The organism is Acidithiobacillus sp. AMEEHan (assembly GCF_030996345.1).
Taxonomy (GTDB): Bacteria; Pseudomonadota; Gammaproteobacteria; order Acidithiobacillales; family Acidithiobacillaceae; genus Igneacidithiobacillus.
On sequence record NZ_CP118747.1, the window covers coordinates 933,776 to 951,322 of the forward strand.

The following is a 17,547-nucleotide window of genomic DNA, read 5'->3' on the forward strand; positions in this document are numbered from 1 at the left end:
TTTTTTGAAGCTGAGTGATTTCGCATTTTCAAACTATCTGCAGGCGGAGACGACGCAAGCGCTGGATGCCGCCTTTCTCGATGCACTGCGGCAACGGGACGCGAATCTGGCGCAACGCCTGCTCGATCATCGCGCCGGGCGCACCGCACAGGACGGCCAAGAACGCAGTGAATTGTTGCTTGCGCTTGCACCGCATCTGGAAAATTTCCTCGTCGAGTTTTTTGCCATTGCCGATGCCAACCAAGCCCTGCAGAGCAAGATCCGTGATCAGGATGTGGTCATGGACTTCAAAAAGCAGTTCGTACTGCGCCGGGGTCGCCGCTTTCGCGGTGAATTCTCCGCCAGCTTTGCCGATCTCCAGACTTGGCTGGATCAGCAGATTCATGCCAGCGGTCTGCCCGCCGACGACCGCGAGTGGTCGATTGCCCGCCTGGGCATGGGCTGGTTGGCTGACGAGGCCGCATATGCCGAGTCCATCGAGCGCCTCACCCAGTGGTGTGCCCTGGCCCTGAGCGATCCATTGGCCAAGCTTGCAGTACAGGGCTGGTCGAGTTTTCGCTTGCCGGAACGCATGGATCACGAGCATCTCGTCCCGCTGCAGCACTTTGCCGAACGTCCCGATCATCCCCTGGCGGCTGATCCCGCGCAGTGGCGCCGGCGCGATGCCTTCCATCTCACCGATCTGCGCATGGACCTGCGCAGCGCGCAGAGCGAGGTGCATTACTGCCTCTACTGTCACGACCACGATGGCGACTTCTGCTCCCGTGGCTTCCCCGAGAAAAAGGGCGTGCCGGAGTTGGGCTTCAAGGTCGATCCCCTCGGCGTGACCCTGACCGGCTGCCCGCTGGAAGAAAAGATCTCCGAGATGCAGATCCTGCGCCGGGATGGCTTCAGTATTGCGGCGCTGGCAATGATCATGGTCGACAATCCCATGGTGCCGGCCACCGGCCATCGCATCTGTAATGACTGCATGAAGGGTTGCGTCTACCAGAAACAGGACCCGGTCAACATTCCCCAGGTGGAAACCCGCATCCTCACCGATGTGCTGGAGCTGCCCCTGGGCGTGGAGATCTATGATCTGCTGACGCGTTGGAATCCCTTGCGCCGGGAACAGTACAGCGCGGCCAGCGACAACGGTCGCAAGGTCCTGGTAGCCGGCATGGGGCCGGCCGGCTTCACCATGGCGCACCACCTCCTGCAGGCGGGGTGTACCGTGGTCGGGGTCGATGGGCTCAAGATCGAGCCCTTGCCGGAGTCCTTGTTGACGGCGCCGGTGCGGGATTGGGATGCCCTGCAGGAAGACCTCGACGAGCGCATCCTCCTGGGTTTTGGCGGCGTTGCCGAGTACGGCATCACCGTGCGCTGGGACAAGAATTTCCTCAAACTGATCTACCTGAGCCTGCTGCGCCGCCCGGGCTTCCAGATTTTTGGCGGCGTGCGCCTTGGCGGCACCCTACGTCTGGAAGATGCCTGGGACCTGGGCTTCGATCATGTCTGCCTGGCTACCGGCGCTGGCCTGCCCCGTGTCCTGTCCCTGCCCGGCAGCCTCGCCCGCGGTATGCGTCAGGCCAGCGATTTTCTCATGGCCTTGCAGCTCACCGGGGCGGGGAAGGAAAGCAGTCTCGCCAACCTGCAGGTGCGTCTGCCCGCGGTGGTCATTGGCGGTGGTCTGACGGCAGTGGATACCGCCACCGAAGTCCAGGCCTACTATATCCGCCAGGTGGAAAAAGTCCTGGCCCGTTACGAAGTCCTGTTGGCGGAAATGGGTGAGGAGAAGCTGCGTGCGGGGTTATCCGCGGAAGATGCCGGCATCCTCGACGAATTCCTCGCCCACGGACGCGCGGTACGGGCCGAGCGGCAGCGCGCTGCCGCTGCTGGTGAGGCGCCCAATTTCATTCCCCTGCTGCACGCCTGGGGTGGTGTCACCCTGGCCTACCGCAAGGGCATGCGCCAGTCCCCGGCCTATACCCGTAACCACGAAGAACTCATCAAGGCGATGCAGGAAGGACTCTTCTATCAGGAAGGCGTCGATCCCCTGCGCGCCGAGCTCGATTCCTACGGGCATGTGCAAAGCATGGTCTTTCGCAAGCTGCGGGAGGAAGAGGGCCGTTGGGTGGCGACGGGTGAAGAGCTCTGTCTGCCTGCGCGCGGGGTTTTCGTTGCCGCCGGAACGGTGCCAAATACCATCTACGAGCGGGAATATCCGGGTACGCTGCAGCTCGATGGCGACCATTTCCAGCCCTATCTCGCCCATGGCGACCGCAGTATGCAGGCGGTGCAGGTGGCAGAGCACTGTAAGGCGCCGGAGCCGGGTCCCTTCACTTCCTACCACGATGCGCTTGGGCATCGGGTGAGCTTTATCGGCGATACCCATCCGGTGTATCACGGCAGTGTGGTCAAGGCCATCGCCTCCGCCAAGCGTAGCTATCCCGATGTGCTGGCCGCAATGGAAATCCTCCCTCCGGCTCCCAGGAATGATCTCTCTGCTTTTCAGGAGCGCCTGCGTTCTCGGCTCAGCGCCCGGATTCGTCGCATCGATCGCAGCAACCCAGCGGTATGCGAACTCTGGGTCGAGGCGCCCGCGGCGGCCAAGAACTTTGCCCCCGGGCAGTTTTTCCGTCTGCAGACCTTTGAAACCGGCAGCCCCGTGGTCGACAAAACCCGCTTGCAGATCCCGGTCCTCACCGTCAGCGGTGCTGGAGTGGAAGGCGACTTGATCCGGCTGATGGTCCTGCAATGGGGTACGGCGCCGCGCATCGCCGGTCGCTTGCAAGAAGGTGACCCGGTCCTGCTCATGGGACCGACGGGAGCGCCGACGGATATTCCCCAAGGCAAGACCATCGCTATCGTTGCCGGGCGCTGGGGAGCGGCAGTGATGCTCGACATCGGCCCCGCCCTGCGGGCTGCGGGTAACCGGGTGCTCTATGTGGCCGCCTTCACCCAGGCGAGCGAGCTCGACCATCAGGAGGAACTGGAGGCGGCGGCGGATCAGATTCTCTGGTGCACCGCCAAAGGTCCGTTGATCGCCGCGCGGCGTCCCCAGGACCGCAGCGTCGAAGCCAGTGACATGGTGCAGTTGCTGCGCGATTACGCTGCCGGCAAGCTGGCGGGTGAAGCTGCCGGTATCTCCCTGAAGGAGGTCGACCGTCTCATGGTCATGGGCTCCACGGGCCTTCTCAAGGGCTTCCAGTCGGCCCTGCGCGGCGATTTGGCAGAAGTTTTCCCGCCGCACTTGGAAGCCGTGGCGACTGTCGGCAGCCCCATGCAGTGCATGCTCAAGGGCGTTTGCGCCCAATGCCTGCAGTGGCAGGTCGATCCGGAAACCGGCAAACGTACCAAGGCCGTGTTCACCTGTGCCGGTCAGGATCAACCCCTGGCCTGGGTCGATCTCGATAACCTCACCGCCCGGCAAGGACAGAACCGCCTGCTTGAGCGTCTTTCCAGCCATTGGCTGGACCATGTACTGGAGCGCGCCGACGCCTGAGCTTCAGTCCCGCAGCAACGAGGCGCTGATCTCTTCCAGGGTCAGGCCGCGGGTTTCCGGTACCCGGCGCCAGGTGTACCAGGCGGCAATGAGGGAGGCCAAGGCATAGAGGAAAAAGGTCTGGCCCTCCCCCAACCAGTGCATCAAACTGAGGAATACCCCGGTGACCAGCATGTTGCTGAGCCAGTTGACGATGGTCGCCAGACCCATGGCCCGCCCGCGCAGGCCGGTGGGGAAGATCTCGCTGATCAGGAGCCAGAACACCGGACCGATGCCAATGGCAAAGAAGGCCACATAGGCCGCCACGGCAAAGGCCAGCAGATACAGAAAGGCCCCCTGCGCCTGTGCCAGCATACAACTGGCAAGGGTCAATAAACTCCCGAACATGCCCAGAAAGCTGGTCAACAGCAGCGGCCGTCGTCCAATCCGGTCCAGCCAGCGCAGCGCGAGCAGGGTCGCGAAAAAGTTGATCGTACCTATCCCCACCGTGGCCAGGATCTCGCCGTCGGTCGAGGCGAAGCCAGCGGCATGAAAGATGATGGGGGCGAAGTAAAGCACCACGTTGATGCCCGTGATCTGCTGAAAGATGGCCAGCAACAGGGCGATCTGCAAGGGTCGCCGATGTTCCAGCAGCGCTCGCCACGGCAGACTCCGCTGCCCGGCGTTATTGGCGGCCAGTTCCTGCCACTGCACGGCGGCGGGGTCGAGGCGCAGCCCCTGCAGAGCCCGCATGGCCGCCTCGGAGCGACCCATCTGCAGCAGCCAGCGTGGACTTTCCGGCAACAACAGAACGCCCAATAACAATATCACGGCCGGTACCGCTCCCAGCCCGAACATCCAGCGCCACCCGGCGCTACTGTGGGCAAAGGCCAGATTGACCAGATAGGCGACGAGGATGCCGACGGTAATGAGGAGCTGATTGATGGTGACGATGGCGCCACGCTGTCTGGCCGGCGTGATTTCTGCCAGATAGAGCGGGGTGACGGTCGAGCTGAGTCCGATCCCGAGACCAAGACAAGCGCGCCCCAGAAAGAGCAGCGGGATGCTGTCGGCGAGGGCCGCCAGCAGGGAGCCCACAGCGAAGAGCAGGGCTGCGAGGGCAATGACCCGTCGTCGCCCAAAGCGATCGGCCAGCACGCCAGCGAGGGCAGCCCCTAGGGCTGCGGCGGCCAGGGCGATGGCGACAAACAGGCCAGCACTGCGGGCATCCAGGGAAAAGACCTGGCGCAGAAAAAGCAGGGCTCCGGCAACGATGGCTGTGCCATAGCCAAAGAGCAGGCCACCAAGCCCGGTAATTCCGGCAATCAGGGCAAAGGAAGTAGCGCCGCGTTGCATACCTATGCCCTGTTGCGAGGATGGTTACGCCAGCCGGGAGCCGTTATCGGGATCGAAAAAGACCGCTCGCTCCATATGAAAACTCAGCGTACAGCGCGATCCGACCTGTAACCGGGTACTCGGATGCACCCGTGCCACCAGGCTGTGGCCATCCAGGCGGGTAAAGACCAGGGTATCGGGACCGGTGGGCTCGAGCAGCTCGACGCCGAGCTCGATGCTGTGCAAGGACTCGCCTTCCCGCGCACTGCCAGGATCGGTGATCTGCTCGGGGCGAATGCCCAGGGTAATGCGCCGTCCCAACTGGCCGCGCAGGGCCCCCTGCATTTTTGCCGGGAGGGGAAGGACGTTGCCATCGCCATCGCTGCCAGCCACTCGCAGGCACAGCCCCGACGCCTCTTCTCGCGGCACCACGGGGAGGAAGTTCATGGACGGAGAGCCCATGAAACCCGCCACGAAGCGGTTGGCCGGATCGTTGTAGATACTCTCGGGACTCCCCAGTTGTTGAATGACGCCCTCATTCATCACGGCGATGAGATCGCCCATGGTCATCGCTTCGATCTGATCATGGGTGACGTAGACCATGCTGGTTTGCAGTTGCTGGTGCAGGCGCTTGATCTCGCTACGCATTTCCACCCGCAATTTGGCGTCGAGGTTGGACAGGGGCTCATCGAAGAGAAAGAGAGTGGGACGACGTGCGATGGCGCGGCCGATGGCGACCCGTTGCTGCTGCCCCCCGGAAAGCTGGCGGGGCCGGCGGCCAAGCAGATGTTCGATTTGCAGCATGCGCGCGACATCCATCAGGATCTGCTCTCGCTCCGCCTTGGGCACTTTGCGATTTTCCAGGGCGAAAAGGATGTTGTTGCGCACGCTCATCGATGGATAGAGGGCGTAGGACTGAAAGACCATGGCAATGTCCCGGTCCTTGGGACTAAGTCCATTCAGGTGGCGATCGTTGAGCAGGATGTCACCGCCACTTTCCTGTTCCAGACCGGCAATGATGTTGAGCAGGGTCGTCTTGCCGCAGCCGGAAGGGCCAATCAGCACCAGAAACTGATTTTCTCCGGTTTCGATATTGATGCCATGCAGGACTTCATCCTTACCATAGCTTTTGTGAATGTCCTGCAAAATGAGCTTACCCATGGGTTATCCTTTTACCGCGCCGCCGGTCAGGCCGCGCACGAAATATTTTCCGGCCAATAAATAGACCACCAGAGTGGGTATGGCAGCAATCAGCGCTGCCGCCATATCGACATTCCACATATGCACGCTGGTGACGGTATCCACCAAATCGTTGATGGCAACCGTAACCGGCTGCTGGTCGCTGTTGGTAAATACCACGCCAAAGAGGAAATTGTTCCAGATCATGGTGAACTGCCAGATTGCCGTCACCATGATGATGGGCGTGCTCAGGGGCAACATGACGCGCCAGAAGATCCGGAAGAATCCGGCTCCATCGACCCGTGCCGCACGTACCAGATCGTGCGGAATACTGACGTAATAATTGCGGAAAAAGAGGGTGGTAAAGGCCAAACCATAGATGATATGGACCATGACCAAACCAGGGATCAGGGTGCCGGCAATATGCAATTTTCCCTGCACCCAGGCCATCGGCAACAAGATGATCTGAAAGGGAAATACGGTGCCGAGAAGAAGCAGATAGAAAATGATGTTGGCGCCACGAAAACGCCAGTGGGTGAGGATGTACCCGTTGATGGCGCCGATTGCGGTGGAGATGATGACCGCCGGAATCACCAGCTCAAACGAGTTGATGAAAAACGGATGAATGCCCTGATCGCTGGCGCCGATGGTGGCCCCGCTCCAGGCATGGCGCCAGGCGTAGAGATCAAATTGCCGGGGCAGGGCGAGGATGCCCTGACTGTAGATTTCCGGCATGGTTTTGAAGGACGTCACCAGCATGATGTAGAGCGGTAAGAGAAAGAACAGGGCGGCAAGCGTCAGCAGGAAGTAGATCGACAAACGGCGCATCAGACTTTCCTCCGTGCATCGAGGATCACAAAGGGAACCACCACCACCATCATGATCGCCAGCATGATCAAGGCGCTGGCCGCCCCCACCCCCATCTCGCCGCGCTCAAAGGAAAAAACATACATGAAAATCGTCGGAACATTGGTGCTGTAGCCAGGGCCGCCGCCGGTGAGGGCAATGATCAGACCGAAGGCCTTGATGGCCAATCCGGCGCTGAGAATGAAGGCGACGAAAAAGGTGGGGGCCAGATTGGGCAGGATGACCCGCCGATAAATGCGCAGCGTGCCGGCACCGTCGATGCGCGCCGCCTTGACGATATCCGGACTGATGCCGCGCAAGCCGGCCAGAAAGATTGCCATCATGAAGCCCGAAGTCTGCCAGACGGCGGCAATGACCACGGTATAGATGGCAAAGTCGGGATCATCGATCCAGGCAAACTGAAAGTGACTGAAACCCAGGGAGCGAACGATCGCCTGGACACCAAAATTGGGATCGAGCAGCCAACGCCAGGCGACGCCGGTCACCACCGCGGAGATGGCCATGGGGTAGAGAAAGATCACCTGAAATAGACGTTCTCCGCGGATCCGCTGGTCGAGGAGGATGGCCAGAAATAAACCAATAGCCATGGATATAGCGACATACAGTCCGCCAAAGATCCCCAGGTTACTCAACGAGCGCCACCAGCGGCTGCTGCCGAAGAGATCTCGATAGTTGGCAAGACCCACAAAATGATTGCTGGGCAGGATCGTGGATCGCGTCAGCGACAGCCAGATGGTCCACAGGATAAAGGCGTAGATGAAAAAAATCGCCGCCAGTACGGTAGGCGACAGCATCAGACCCGCTATGACCTGGTCCTTGCCACCGCTACGCTGCATCATTGAATGTGCCATGAAGCTCCCTTTGTTTGAGACAAAACGGCATCCCGTCCGTTTTGGTCGGGATGCCTGCCCTCTACTGCGTTTCCTAGTCCTGGCTCTTGGCCACCTCTACACGCTTTGCCATCGACGCGGCTGCCGCCTGGGGGCTCTCGTTCGAAGTATAGAACTGATCGAGAGAGTCGATGAAAGCGCCAGTGGGCGGGCCGTAGGTCGACATGTTCTGCGAGAAGCTCGGAACGAGGTTGTGCTCCTTGCTTGCCGTGAGAAACTGCGCACGTGACTTCAATTGACAGGGGTTGTAGCCCTTGAGTGATACGTTCATCAAATCGGGAATCGAGCCCTTGTATTTGTTGAACAAGAGCTGGAACTTGGGGCTGGTCATGGTTTCCGCCAGTTTGATCGTCGCTTCCCGTCCGGCGGCACTATGCTGGCGGAAGAAGATGAAGCTGTCGACATTGTAGATGAAGTCGTTGGCGGTGCCGGGGAAAGCGACACAGCCGACTTTGGGACCGCCGGGGGTCACCCCAAGGAACTCGAATTGGCCATTGGCCCAATCGCCCATGATCTGGAAGGCTGCCTGGCCGTGTGCAACGAGGCCAGTGTCATAGTTCCAGGTGCGTCCTGCCAGCGACTTCGGGGTGTATTGCTCGATTTGGCGCAGGCGCTCCAAGGCCTTGACCATGGTCGGGCTGTCGATGGCCTTGGCATCGAGTTTGACGAAGACGTCGCGGTACCACGCAGGTCCCCCGGTTTCCAGAGCGATGGGGTCAAATTCCGTGGCAATCATCCAGCCATTGCCGCCTCCGGCCATCGGTATCATCCCTTTGGCCTGTACCTTGGCGAGGTCGGCAATCAGCTCATCCCAATCCTTGGGGGGGGTCTTGATGCCCGCCTTGGCAAGTACCGCGCGGTTGTACCAGAGCCAGTTCAGACGATGCAGATCCATCGGCGCCGCTACATAGTTACCTTTATATTTCATGTAATTGTCGATTTCCGTGGGGATGTTTTTGTCCCAATCACCAGCCTTTGCCGCGGCATCGACATTGGCAAGCAGACCCGTATGGCCCCACTGTTGGATCTCCACACCCTTGATCTGCGCAGCTCCGGGCGTCTCTCCCTCCATCAAACGGGTTTTCAGGATGGTACGCGCCTGCGCGCCGCCGCCGCCGGCGATGGCGTCGTTTTTGATGTTCACCCCCTGTGCTTTCATCATCTGCACCAGCACGTTCATTGCCTTGGCTTCCGAGCCGGCCGTCCACCAATTGATGACGCTGAGGGAAGTCTGGTCGGCCAGGGCCGGCTCTGCCGCGAGGGCGGCAATGCCCAGGATGGCCAGGGTGAGCAATCTCTTTGTAGGTTGTTTCATGATCGTATTCTCCTCTGCTCGTTTTAGAAGTGGTATTTCAGGTAGAAACGGTTGCTGAAATACGGATTGTGGTATTGCGGATAGTTGGCCTCATTCTGGGCGACAGAGATGTCAGTGTAGTCGGCCACGGTCAAGCCGCGCAGCACGCTCGCCAGATTGTAAGAGAAGCCCACGTCCATGGACCAGAGCTTCTGGTTGGGCACCGCCTCGCCGGTGGGGAAGCCATAGGCACCATTATAACTGTAGGCGCTGCCGCCATAGCCGTAGCGTGCCACGTAGCGGATGAAGCTGGCATTGACCAGCAGTTTGTGTTGCAAAAAGCCAAAATTGCTGGCAATTCCATAGGCATATCCGGGTCCAAAGTCGGAGATCCCGGTTTGCATGGTGGTGGTGTATTCCGTCCCGCTCAGATCATTGTAGGGATGGATCAGACCGCCATGGCGAAAGGAATCGTAATTGATGGGACTGTAATTACCCACTAACGCCACCGTGTCATGTTCGGTACCAAATTCCACCCCGAGCCGGCCGCCATAGATGTGCGCGTCGACGGAATTGGCATTGAGGGCATGGAGAAAGTTGGTTCCGGCGCCGGAATTGCCCTCGGCTATCATCTGAAAACCGGCCAGAAGAGCCAGATTCTGCTCAATGGGCGCGGAAAAATTCGCCTGACCGTAGAACATGTTGGCAAAGCCGTAGAAATTATAGTCCCACAATTGCACGGCGATATGATTGCCCAAGAACGGCGACTGATAGCGTAGCCCTACGGTATAGAAGCCATTGGTATGGGCGTCGGTATAGCGGTTACCAGTAGTGAAAGTCGCGCTGTAACGACTGGCATAACTGAACTCCCGGGCAAACATCACGCTGACGGTGGCGGGCGAGCCACTCAGGGTCAATGGCCCATTACCGGCCCAATTGGCATCCTGCGGATGTCCGAGAACGTCCCAGACCGCCGCGACCCCGGTAAAGGCGCGCGGATTGAACGTGTAGTAGTCCATGTTGGCATAGGGGGTGTTGATGAATTCCCGCCCGCCACGTACCACCACTGGTCCGTAATGGTACTGCAGGTAGCCAAGACGCAGGATGGCGATGCCGTGGCTTGGATAGGGGCCCGTGAGCTCGGGATCTTCATGCTGATAAAAGCCGGTCCAGGTGGCAAAATCGCCGCCCACGCCCAGACTCAAGCCTACGTAGGATGGACTATGCAGGTACAGGTGTCCGCCCAACGCCATGGAATGAGTGTCCTGCGTGGTGTGTCCATGGTTGAGGTAGCTGAAATTGATCAGCCCCAGCATGGCCGAGATCTTGGTACCGCCGAGATCACTTTCCAGGACCTTGTTGCTGGGAATCAGGGAGTGGCTGTCATCGGCCGCGCAGGCAGGCAGGGCAAAGCCGCCCAGCAGTAAGGTGGCTGCCAGCGTCGCGCTGACGAGAGCGGCACGGGGCCGTAGTCTGGGTATGCAGGGTTTTTTGTGTTCATGGTGTACTCCTCCGTTTTGCGCGAGGGGTTTTCCCCTCCTGAGCAGCGATCAGTTGCTGCTTCTTTTTCTCAGGTGGCCCATCATGACCGCCAGAAGAATGACGATTCCCTCCACCAGCTCGGTGTAGAAGGGAGAAATGTTGAGAAGCACCAGACCGTCGAGGATGGTGCTCAAAATCAGGGCGCCGAGTACGGCGCCCCAGACTGAACCGCGACCACCAAAGAGGGAAACGCCGCCGATGACCACTGCGGCGATCGCTGGTAGTTCCTGCCCGCGTCCGGCGTTGGGATCCGCGGTAGCAAGTTGTGCCGCCAGAATCACCCCGGCAATGCCTGCCGAGACACCGGAGAAAGCATAGGCGAGGCTGCGCAGACGGCGCACGCGGATGCCGGCGCGGTAGGCAGCGGTACGGTTGCCGCCAATGGCATAGAGGTGCATCCCGGATGCCGTGAGGCCCAGCCAAAGCGCCACCAGAACCACGATGAACGCGGCAATCCATATTTGTGTGGGAACCCCGAGCAGGTGCCCCTCACCGAGGGCGTTGAATCCATTGGCGTTGATATTCATCGGCTCGCCATCGGTGATGATCAGGGTCAGGCTGGAGAAGATGGACAAGCCCGCCAGGGTGGTAATGAAATCGGTCACCCGCAGGTAATTGATGATGAGTCCTTGCAGGGTGCCGGCAAGCGTCGCTGCGAGGAGCGCCAGAAGGGTGGCAATGGGCCAGGGAATCCCCTGCAGCATCATGGTGGCGGCGATGGCTCCGGTGAATCCGGCGATGGCTCCTACGGCGAGATCGATGCCCGCCACCAGCATGACGACCAGTTCGCAAAGGGCGAGAAGGACCAGGGGCGCGGCATCGATGAGGATGCTGAAGGCGTTGGCCGTGGATACGAAGTGCGGTGCCACGAAGGCGAGAAATACCACCAGGAGCACGAAGGCGATCAACACACCCTGGTCGACAATGGTCTGCACAATGGGATGGTGGCGCAGTTCGTTAGGCACGAGCTTCTCTCCCGACGAGCATGGCGCGCACGACGCGCTCCTCCGTCAACTCTTCGGTTCTGCCTTCCAAGGCCTTTTCACCGCGGGTCAGCACGACGATGCGCGTCGCCACCTGCCAGACGTCGGGCATGGTATGGGTAACCAGAATGACCGCCACCCCGGACTGCGCAAGGTTCTGAATGAGTTTCAGAATGGCCTCGTGCTCGCCAACGCCGATCGCCGCCGTGGGTTCATCCATGATGACCAGACGTGCCTGCCAGTATGCCGCGCGGGCAATGGCGACTGCCTGCCGCTGCCCGCCGGACAGTTCCCCCACCACCTGCCGCAGCGGTAGCTCAATGGCCAAGTTTTGCAGGGCCTTTGCCGCCTCGCGACGCATTTCCCGCCGTGCGAGGACCGGCAGAAATCCGAGAACCTGCGATTTACGCTCGCGACCCAGAAAGATGTTGGTTGCGACATCGAGATTCTCGGCAACCGCCAGATCCTGGTAGATCGTCTCAATCCCCAGGTCGTGGGCGTGTCGCGGATCGAACAACGACACCCGCTCCCCTTGCAGGAACATTTCCCCGCTGCTGGGAGCGTGAGCGCCGGCGATGACTTTCACCAAAGTCGATTTGCCGGCGCCATTGTCGCCGAGTAGGGCGAGAACCTCTCCCGGGGCGATCTGCAGATCGATGCCGCGCAGCGCGTACACGGCACCAAAGCGTTTGCCGATGTTTCTCAACTCCAGGAGCGGTACACTGTCGGTCATGACCGCCGCGCTCACGGACGCTGGCCGGGCGCGTAGTCCATGTGGAGCGGGACGGGCACGAAGACCGTACCGGTTTTCAGGTAGTTGTATCCGGCCTCGACCCCCAAGGCGCCCATGACCGCCGGTTGCTGTGCGACGCTGAGCGCGATTTTTCCTTCCTTGACCAACTGCGTTTCACCGGCACTGCCGCTGCCGATCATGGCGATGCTGAGGTTTTTGAGGTGTCCAGCCGCCTCGGCGGCGCGCACGGCGCCAATGGCCATCTGACCGTTCTCGGCATAGATGGCATTCAGATTGGGATGCGCGATCAGGACCTCGCGCGTTACCGTCAGGCCGCCTCGCCTACTGAAGTGACCAGATTGCCGGGCAACGACATGGATATTGGGATAGCGTTGCAGCACGGAGTCACAGCCGGCGGTGCGTTCATTGGTGGCCGAGGCGCCGGAAATACCTAGCAACAGGAACAGGTTTCCCTTGCCATGCAGGCGATTGGCGAGAAATTGGCAGGCTTGGGCGCCGGCTTGGGTATTATCTGAGGCAAAGTAGGCGATGGCATGGCCGCCGTCTGCCTTGCGATCGATGAACACCACCGGAATATGTGCTGCGTTGGCCTTTTCCACGGCGGGAATGAGGGCCTTGGCGTCGGTAGGGTTGATCAGTAGCAGGTTGACCTTACGCGCGATGAGGGTGTCGACCTGGTTGGACTGGGTGGCGGAGTCATTGTTGCCGTTTTCGACCAGGAGCTGCACTCCCAGTTTTTTTGCCTCAGTTTCGGCACCACTTTTGATGGTAGCGAAATAGGGGGTCATGGCCGAGAGCAGCAGACCGAAGGTGTACTGCGGCGCAGCGGTGGCGGTGCCAAGCAGAGCGAGACTGCCGAGGGTGGCAAGGAGCAGGGCGGCGGGTTTTTTGGCTTTCATGATCGATCCTCCGTTAGCGGGGTGTGGGAAGCGAGAAACTGTTCGATTTCGGGTTGTCGTGGCAGGGCGTCTTGCGCGCCGATGACGGTGGCTGTGAGGGCAGCAGCGGCGTTCGCCCGCTGAGCGCTGGCCGACAAGGATGCCCCGGCTGCCAGGCTGGCAACGAAAACACCGGCAAAGGCATCGCCACAGCCTGTGCTGTCGCTTATTTCTACCGAATAGGCGGGCAGGCGGGCAGCTTCGGTGCCGCTGGCCCACACCAGTCCGTACTCGCCAAGGGTAATGACCGCGCCCATGCGTGCATGCGCCAGTTCTCTGGCGGCGTCCATGGCGTTGCCCGGGTCGAGCGCTTGATTCACGATCTGCGCCGCCTCCTGGGCGTTGATGACGAGCAAATCGGTCAAAGACAGGAGTTCTGAAGAAAGATCCTGTACCGGGGATGCATTGAGTACGAAGGGGATTCCTCGGGCGCGGCAGATCCGAGCCGCATGCAGAACCAATTCCGGGTCGATTTCGAGCTGCGCCAGCACGAAAACCGCATCGCGCAGCTGCGTTTGGAGATCATGCTGGAGACGGTCGCGGTTGGCGCCCGGGTAGACGGTGATGCGGTTTTCGCCGGAATCCTCCAGCAGGATACACGCGGAGCCCGTAGGCAACGAACTGCGGTGCACGCCGCTGAGATCGATTCCCTCGGCAGCCAAGGATTGGTAGAAAAGCTCCCCCGCCTCGTCTTCGCCGAGTTGGGCGATAAGCCGAACCGCCGCTCCCGCACGGCGCGCGGCCACGGCTTGATTTGCGCCTTTGCCGCCATGATGCCGACTGTAATTACTGGCAATTCGCGTTTCCCCAGGTCCCGGTACCCGGTCGATCCGGAACACCAGATCAACATTACAACTACCAATAACGGCCAACATTTTCTTGCTGCCAATTATTGCGTAAAAAATCCTCTACGGAATGAGTCATCCGCACTATTATCTCCCCGATATCCTGTTTTTCGACTTCTTTACGGCTTTTTAGGTATAGGACACAGCAAGATGTTGCGCAAGAAAAACAATTATAGAAATAATTGATGATTTTTGCCGAGTAATAAAGTTAACAATGAATTATATTGATTGATTGCGATAGTTCTTCGCTTCAGAAAATTTTTTGATAGATCTCCTGGGCAAAGCTGCTCGCCTGCGGGGCGCCGGGAAGCAATTGGAAGCGCTGTTGTTCCGGCTCCCCGCTGGCGCGTAAAAATAGAATATTCTCTCCTTCTTCATCAAAAAGCCTTTTGGCAAAGCGATACAGATGGGTAACGAAGATCAGGCGGACGCCGGCGTCGCGCAGGGCCAAGGTGATCTGCCTGGCAATTTCTGCTCCCTCCTGCTCGTTGGTTGCAGCAAAAGATTCATTGAACAGTACCAGACTTCCGCTCTGGAGATGGGGTACGATGTCCTGCATGCGTTGCAGTTCCTCGGCAAATTTTCCGTGTTGCAGCTTAGCATCCTCCTCCTGGGGAAAATGACTGAAAATTCCTCGGCACAGGCTGATCTGCATGGTTTTCGCGAAAGTGTAGAGCCCACTTTCTGCATAGAGCTGGGCGATAGCGATGGCGCGCAGTAGCGTCGATTTGCCGCCGCGATTGGCACCCGTGATGATGATCAAGGAGCTATGGCTGGCATCGATGTCGTTGGTCACCGCGTCTTCCCCGCGCAGAGGCAGGACCGGCGAATAGAGGCCTGTGACGCTCAGCAGCCCGCCACCATCCCGCAGTTCCGGCAGACAACAGGACATCTCTCGTTGCTGAAGTTTTTGCTGTAGCGTGATGGCGGCAAGATAGAAATGCAGTTCGTCGCGGAGCAGGCGAAAAAACTGCAGCACCCGCGCGACTGCATCATCGAGAACCTGCGCCGTTTGCGTAAGAAGGCCTTCTCGCAGTTTGCCGAGCGCTGTCTGACCCGCCTCATCGCGGTCAGCGATGCTGAAGCCGGCGTCCTCGTGTTGGGTGTGCCAGAGTTTTCCCAACCAGCCCTGGCTGCCAATGCCACCGTGTAAGGCCTCTGGGACACAGCGTCCCAAGGCGTCCACCCCTGCGGCACTGCGCAGGCCTTCGTCCAGTTGCAACGCGGCCAGCGCTTCCTGCGCTGCTTGCAGAAAACCCTCGTCAATCTCTTGCTGCAGGTGGGAGAAAAGCTTGCGTAGGGCGTCCGAATGGAAGGTACCTTCTTCTCTGCCCAGGTCACGCAAGGCTTGCAGTTGGCGCAGCAATTCCTGCAGGAGCTCAGTGTTGGCCCGTAATCGGCGACTGGGAGATTTGCTGAAGAGCAGAAATTGATGACTTTGTCCGGGTAAGTCCAGACTGTTCTGGGCGATGGCGAAAATGGCTTCGGCGCGTTCTGGCTGCGCGCTCAAGTCGGTCAAGACATCTTGCCGGTAGCGTAATGTTGCCGCATCGCGAGAGCGCCAGCGGAGGATCACCCGCTCTACGATCTCCCGGCGTTCTTCATCGTCCTCGGCCATGGCAGCAAACAGGGCAGCAAGTCCCAGATCCTCGACCAGGCGCTGCTCCTGCGCGCTGGTGGGAAGCGCAGAAAGACTCAGTTGCGGATCAAGAAGATGGGGCAGCATGGGCAATCCTTGCCAGGAGTTGTGGGTAGTCCAGGCCGTATTTTCTGGCCAGAGAGAGGGCATGAGCCAGACCGTCGGCGGGCTTGCGCAGGAGGCGAAAGGTGCGCTTGTCCTCATCCTCGCCATCGACCATGCTCAGAATGCTGACGACGTCGGCACCCGAGCGACTGAGCTCATCGAGAAAACTGACCCAAAGTACCAGCGCGTCGAGATGCCGCAGGCGCTGCAACAATTCCTGACTGAGAAAGCGGGCATCGTCCAGGGTGGTGGAGTGAAACAGCTCATTGAGGACGAAGATACTGCGCGGCGTCGCCCGCTCCAGATGGTGACGTAAACGAAGCAGGTCTGCTTCGAGCTTGCTGCGCGGGCTTGCCGCGTCTTCGCGGCGTTCAAAATGGGTATAAATAGCGTCGCAAACGAAGAGTTCAGCGTGCTGCGCGGGCACTGGTAGACCGATGCCAGCAAGGTAGTGCAGTTGCCCAAAACAACGGGCATAGGTCGTTTTGCCACCCTGATTGGGGCCACTGACCAACAGGATACGCTCGCCCTCGTACAGGTCGATATCATTCAGGACAGGGATTTCTTGTCCTTCCTCGCGTAGGCGCGCAGCCAGTGCCAAATCGTAGGCAGCCTGGGCATGGCTCTGCTTTACTTCCTCGCAGAGTGCGGGGACACAGCTTGGGAGGCCCGCGCTTGCCAAGGGGCTGAGAAAGTCCAGAAAGGCGAGATAGAATTGCAGCTCTCGTTCCCAATGCAGAAGCGGTACAAAGACGAAGGGGTAGCGCGCCATTTCCAGGGCGGGGATGGCCTGCGACGGAACCTGCGGGTTCGCCCGTGCCCAACGCTCAGAAAAGCTGGCCAGGCGAGCAAACAGCTCGGGAAACAGCTCGGCGACGGCGTCGAGGACGCGAGCCTGCACCGGATCGAGGTCCATGCATCCGCTTCCTGGTTCCTCCCGCTCGTCCTCTTCGTCCGTTTGCGTGGCCAGAAAACGAGAAAAAGTATGAATGATTTCCTGGTCGACATTGCGTTGCAGACATTGGCGCCAGAGGCTGACGTGACTGCCGGAGATTTGCAGGTCATAGCGCAGGGCATTCAGCTCCTCGTGCAGCGCCGTTGCAGTAGCGTGCATCTCCCGCCGTTGCGGGGCCTGTAATTCGTGATGCAACGCCTCCTGTACATTGCGTAGTGCAGCGGATTTTGGCGCGGCGTCGTCCAAAGCGTCCCGCAAGGAAAGGAGGACCGTCTGATACGTGCAAACGGCATCCAGAAGAACGCGTTGCCGCTGGCGATCATGGTAGAGTTTTTGCGCTTGCCCAAGCTGGCGGCGCAGGGTCTGCATGCGCCGGGTGAAGCTGCTCCACACGCTGCGCATCGAAGGCTGTAAAAGATCGCGCAGAATGGCCTGGCGATGGCGAATGACCGCCGATTTACCGGGAAAGGCATGATACCAATCAGCCAGCGCAAAATCCGTTACCGGCGCGCAGACGGCGTCAAAGATCTCCTGCAGATGGAGATCATGGAAAATTGCCGCTTCCGGTGTCGAGGTCGGTTTTGCCTCTCCCTCGGGCCAAAGCAGACTCATTGCCGATGTCATTGCTATTCCACCAAGCGCCGTTGCGCAATCCTTGACAGTATAGGATAACAAGGGGCAATCGTGCTTATCAGAATATAAATAAGTTGCCAACTGTACGCATTATTTTTTGTTCTACAATAAATATACCCGTCGTA

Annotated in this window: 13 protein-coding genes; 1 reads left to right on the forward strand and 12 read right to left on the reverse strand. The window is 59.6% G+C overall.

The features are described 5' to 3' along the window. Window positions 1-4 precede the first annotated feature (4 nt). Window positions 5-3,484, forward strand: a complete 3,480-nt coding sequence (locus ORD17_RS04835; protein ID WP_374693390.1) for an FAD-dependent oxidoreductase — start codon at window positions 5-7, stop codon at window positions 3,482-3,484. 3 nt (window positions 3,485-3,487) lie between these two features. Here ORD17_RS04835 and ORD17_RS04840 read toward each other — a convergent pair whose 3' ends face one another. From ORD17_RS04840 to ORD17_RS04895, 12 genes are all read right to left on the reverse strand, one after another. Beyond that, complete coding sequence (locus ORD17_RS04840) at window positions 3,488-4,819, reverse strand: sugar porter family MFS transporter (RefSeq protein WP_308389747.1); 1,332 nt, start codon at window positions 4,817-4,819, stop codon at window positions 3,488-3,490. Between the two features lie 24 nt (window positions 4,820-4,843). Continuing rightward, window positions 4,844-5,959 (reverse strand): ATP-binding cassette domain-containing protein, encoded by a 1,116-nt coding sequence (locus ORD17_RS04845; protein ID WP_308389748.1) that lies wholly within the window; start codon window positions 5,957-5,959, stop codon window positions 4,844-4,846. A gap of 3 nt (window positions 5,960-5,962) precedes the next feature. After that, a complete protein-coding gene (locus ORD17_RS04850) occupies window positions 5,963-6,805 on the reverse strand; it encodes a carbohydrate ABC transporter permease (RefSeq protein WP_308389749.1) in 843 nt (280 codons plus the stop codon). Further along, window positions 6,805-7,695, reverse strand: a complete 891-nt coding sequence (locus ORD17_RS04855; RefSeq protein WP_308389750.1) for a sugar ABC transporter permease — start codon at window positions 7,693-7,695, stop codon at window positions 6,805-6,807. The genes ORD17_RS04850 and ORD17_RS04855 overlap by 1 nt, the downstream gene beginning before the upstream one ends. Window positions 7,696-7,768: 73 nt before the next feature. Beyond that, the gene (locus tag ORD17_RS04860) at window positions 7,769-9,049 is read right to left on the reverse strand and encodes an ABC transporter substrate-binding protein (protein ID WP_308389751.1); all 1,281 of its coding nucleotides are present in this window, start codon (window positions 9,047-9,049) and stop codon (window positions 7,769-7,771) included. Between the two features lie 23 nt (window positions 9,050-9,072). Beyond that, window positions 9,073-10,344: a hypothetical protein gene (locus ORD17_RS04865; RefSeq protein WP_308389752.1), complete on the reverse strand. Its 1,272-nt coding sequence runs from the start codon at window positions 10,342-10,344 to the stop codon at window positions 9,073-9,075. 234 nt (window positions 10,345-10,578) lie between these two features. Then, on the reverse strand, window positions 10,579-11,535 hold the full coding sequence (locus ORD17_RS04870; RefSeq protein WP_308389753.1) for an ABC transporter permease: 957 nt from the start codon (window positions 11,533-11,535) through the stop codon (window positions 10,579-10,581). Beyond that, entirely contained in the window at window positions 11,528-12,286 is a 759-nt protein-coding gene (locus ORD17_RS04875) for an ATP-binding cassette domain-containing protein (RefSeq protein ID WP_308389754.1), read from the reverse strand. Before ORD17_RS04875 ends, ORD17_RS04870 begins: the two co-directional genes overlap by 8 nt. An 11-nt stretch (window positions 12,287-12,297) precedes the next feature. Beyond that, window positions 12,298-13,206, reverse strand: a complete 909-nt coding sequence (locus tag ORD17_RS04880) for a substrate-binding domain-containing protein (RefSeq protein ID WP_308389755.1) — start codon at window positions 13,204-13,206, stop codon at window positions 12,298-12,300. Next, window positions 13,203-14,120 carry a ribokinase gene (locus ORD17_RS04885; RefSeq protein ID WP_308389756.1) on the reverse strand — a complete coding sequence of 306 codons (918 nt, stop codon included), beginning with the start codon at window positions 14,118-14,120 and terminating at the stop codon, window positions 13,203-13,205. The genes ORD17_RS04880 and ORD17_RS04885 overlap by 4 nt, the downstream gene beginning before the upstream one ends. A gap of 220 nt (window positions 14,121-14,340) precedes the next feature. Continuing rightward, entirely contained in the window at window positions 14,341-15,816 is a 1,476-nt protein-coding gene (locus ORD17_RS04890) for a hypothetical protein (protein ID WP_308389757.1), read from the reverse strand. After that, window positions 15,797-17,401, reverse strand: coding sequence for a hypothetical protein (locus tag ORD17_RS04895; RefSeq protein WP_308389758.1), 1,605 nt, complete (start codon window positions 17,399-17,401; stop codon window positions 15,797-15,799). The genes ORD17_RS04890 and ORD17_RS04895 overlap by 20 nt, the downstream gene beginning before the upstream one ends. Window positions 17,402-17,547: the final 146 nt, after the last annotated feature.

Excerpts from the sequence above, each read along its gene's own strand:
- ORD17_RS04895 (WP_308389758.1), bottom strand. The coding sequence starts at position 17,401 with ATGAGTCTGCTTTGGCCCGAGGGAGAGGCAAAACCGACCTCGACACCG.
- ORD17_RS04850 (WP_308389749.1), bottom strand. The coding sequence starts at position 6,805 with ATGCGCCGTTTGTCGATCTACTTCCTGCTGACGCTTGCCGCCCTGTTC.
- ORD17_RS04860 (WP_308389751.1), bottom strand. The coding sequence starts at position 9,049 with ATGAAACAACCTACAAAGAGATTGCTCACCCTGGCCATCCTGGGCATT.
- ORD17_RS04855 (WP_308389750.1), bottom strand. The coding sequence starts at position 7,695 with ATGGCACATTCAATGATGCAGCGTAGCGGTGGCAAGGACCAGGTCATA.
- ORD17_RS04865 (WP_308389752.1), bottom strand. The coding sequence starts at position 10,344 with ATGCTGGGGCTGATCAATTTCAGCTACCTCAACCATGGACACACCACG.
- ORD17_RS04885 (WP_308389756.1), bottom strand. The coding sequence starts at position 14,120 with ATGTTGGCCGTTATTGGTAGTTGTAATGTTGATCTGGTGTTCCGGATC.
- ORD17_RS04880 (WP_308389755.1), bottom strand. The coding sequence starts at position 13,206 with ATGAAAGCCAAAAAACCCGCCGCCCTGCTCCTTGCCACCCTCGGCAGT.
- ORD17_RS04875 (WP_308389754.1), bottom strand. The coding sequence starts at position 12,286 with ATGACCGACAGTGTACCGCTCCTGGAGTTGAGAAACATCGGCAAACGC.
- ORD17_RS04890 (WP_308389757.1), bottom strand. The coding sequence starts at position 15,816 with ATGCTGCCCCATCTTCTTGATCCGCAACTGAGTCTTTCTGCGCTTCCC.
- ORD17_RS04845 (WP_308389748.1), bottom strand. The coding sequence starts at position 5,959 with ATGGGTAAGCTCATTTTGCAGGACATTCACAAAAGCTATGGTAAGGAT.
- ORD17_RS04840 (WP_308389747.1), bottom strand. The coding sequence starts at position 4,819 with ATGCAACGCGGCGCTACTTCCTTTGCCCTGATTGCCGGAATTACCGGG.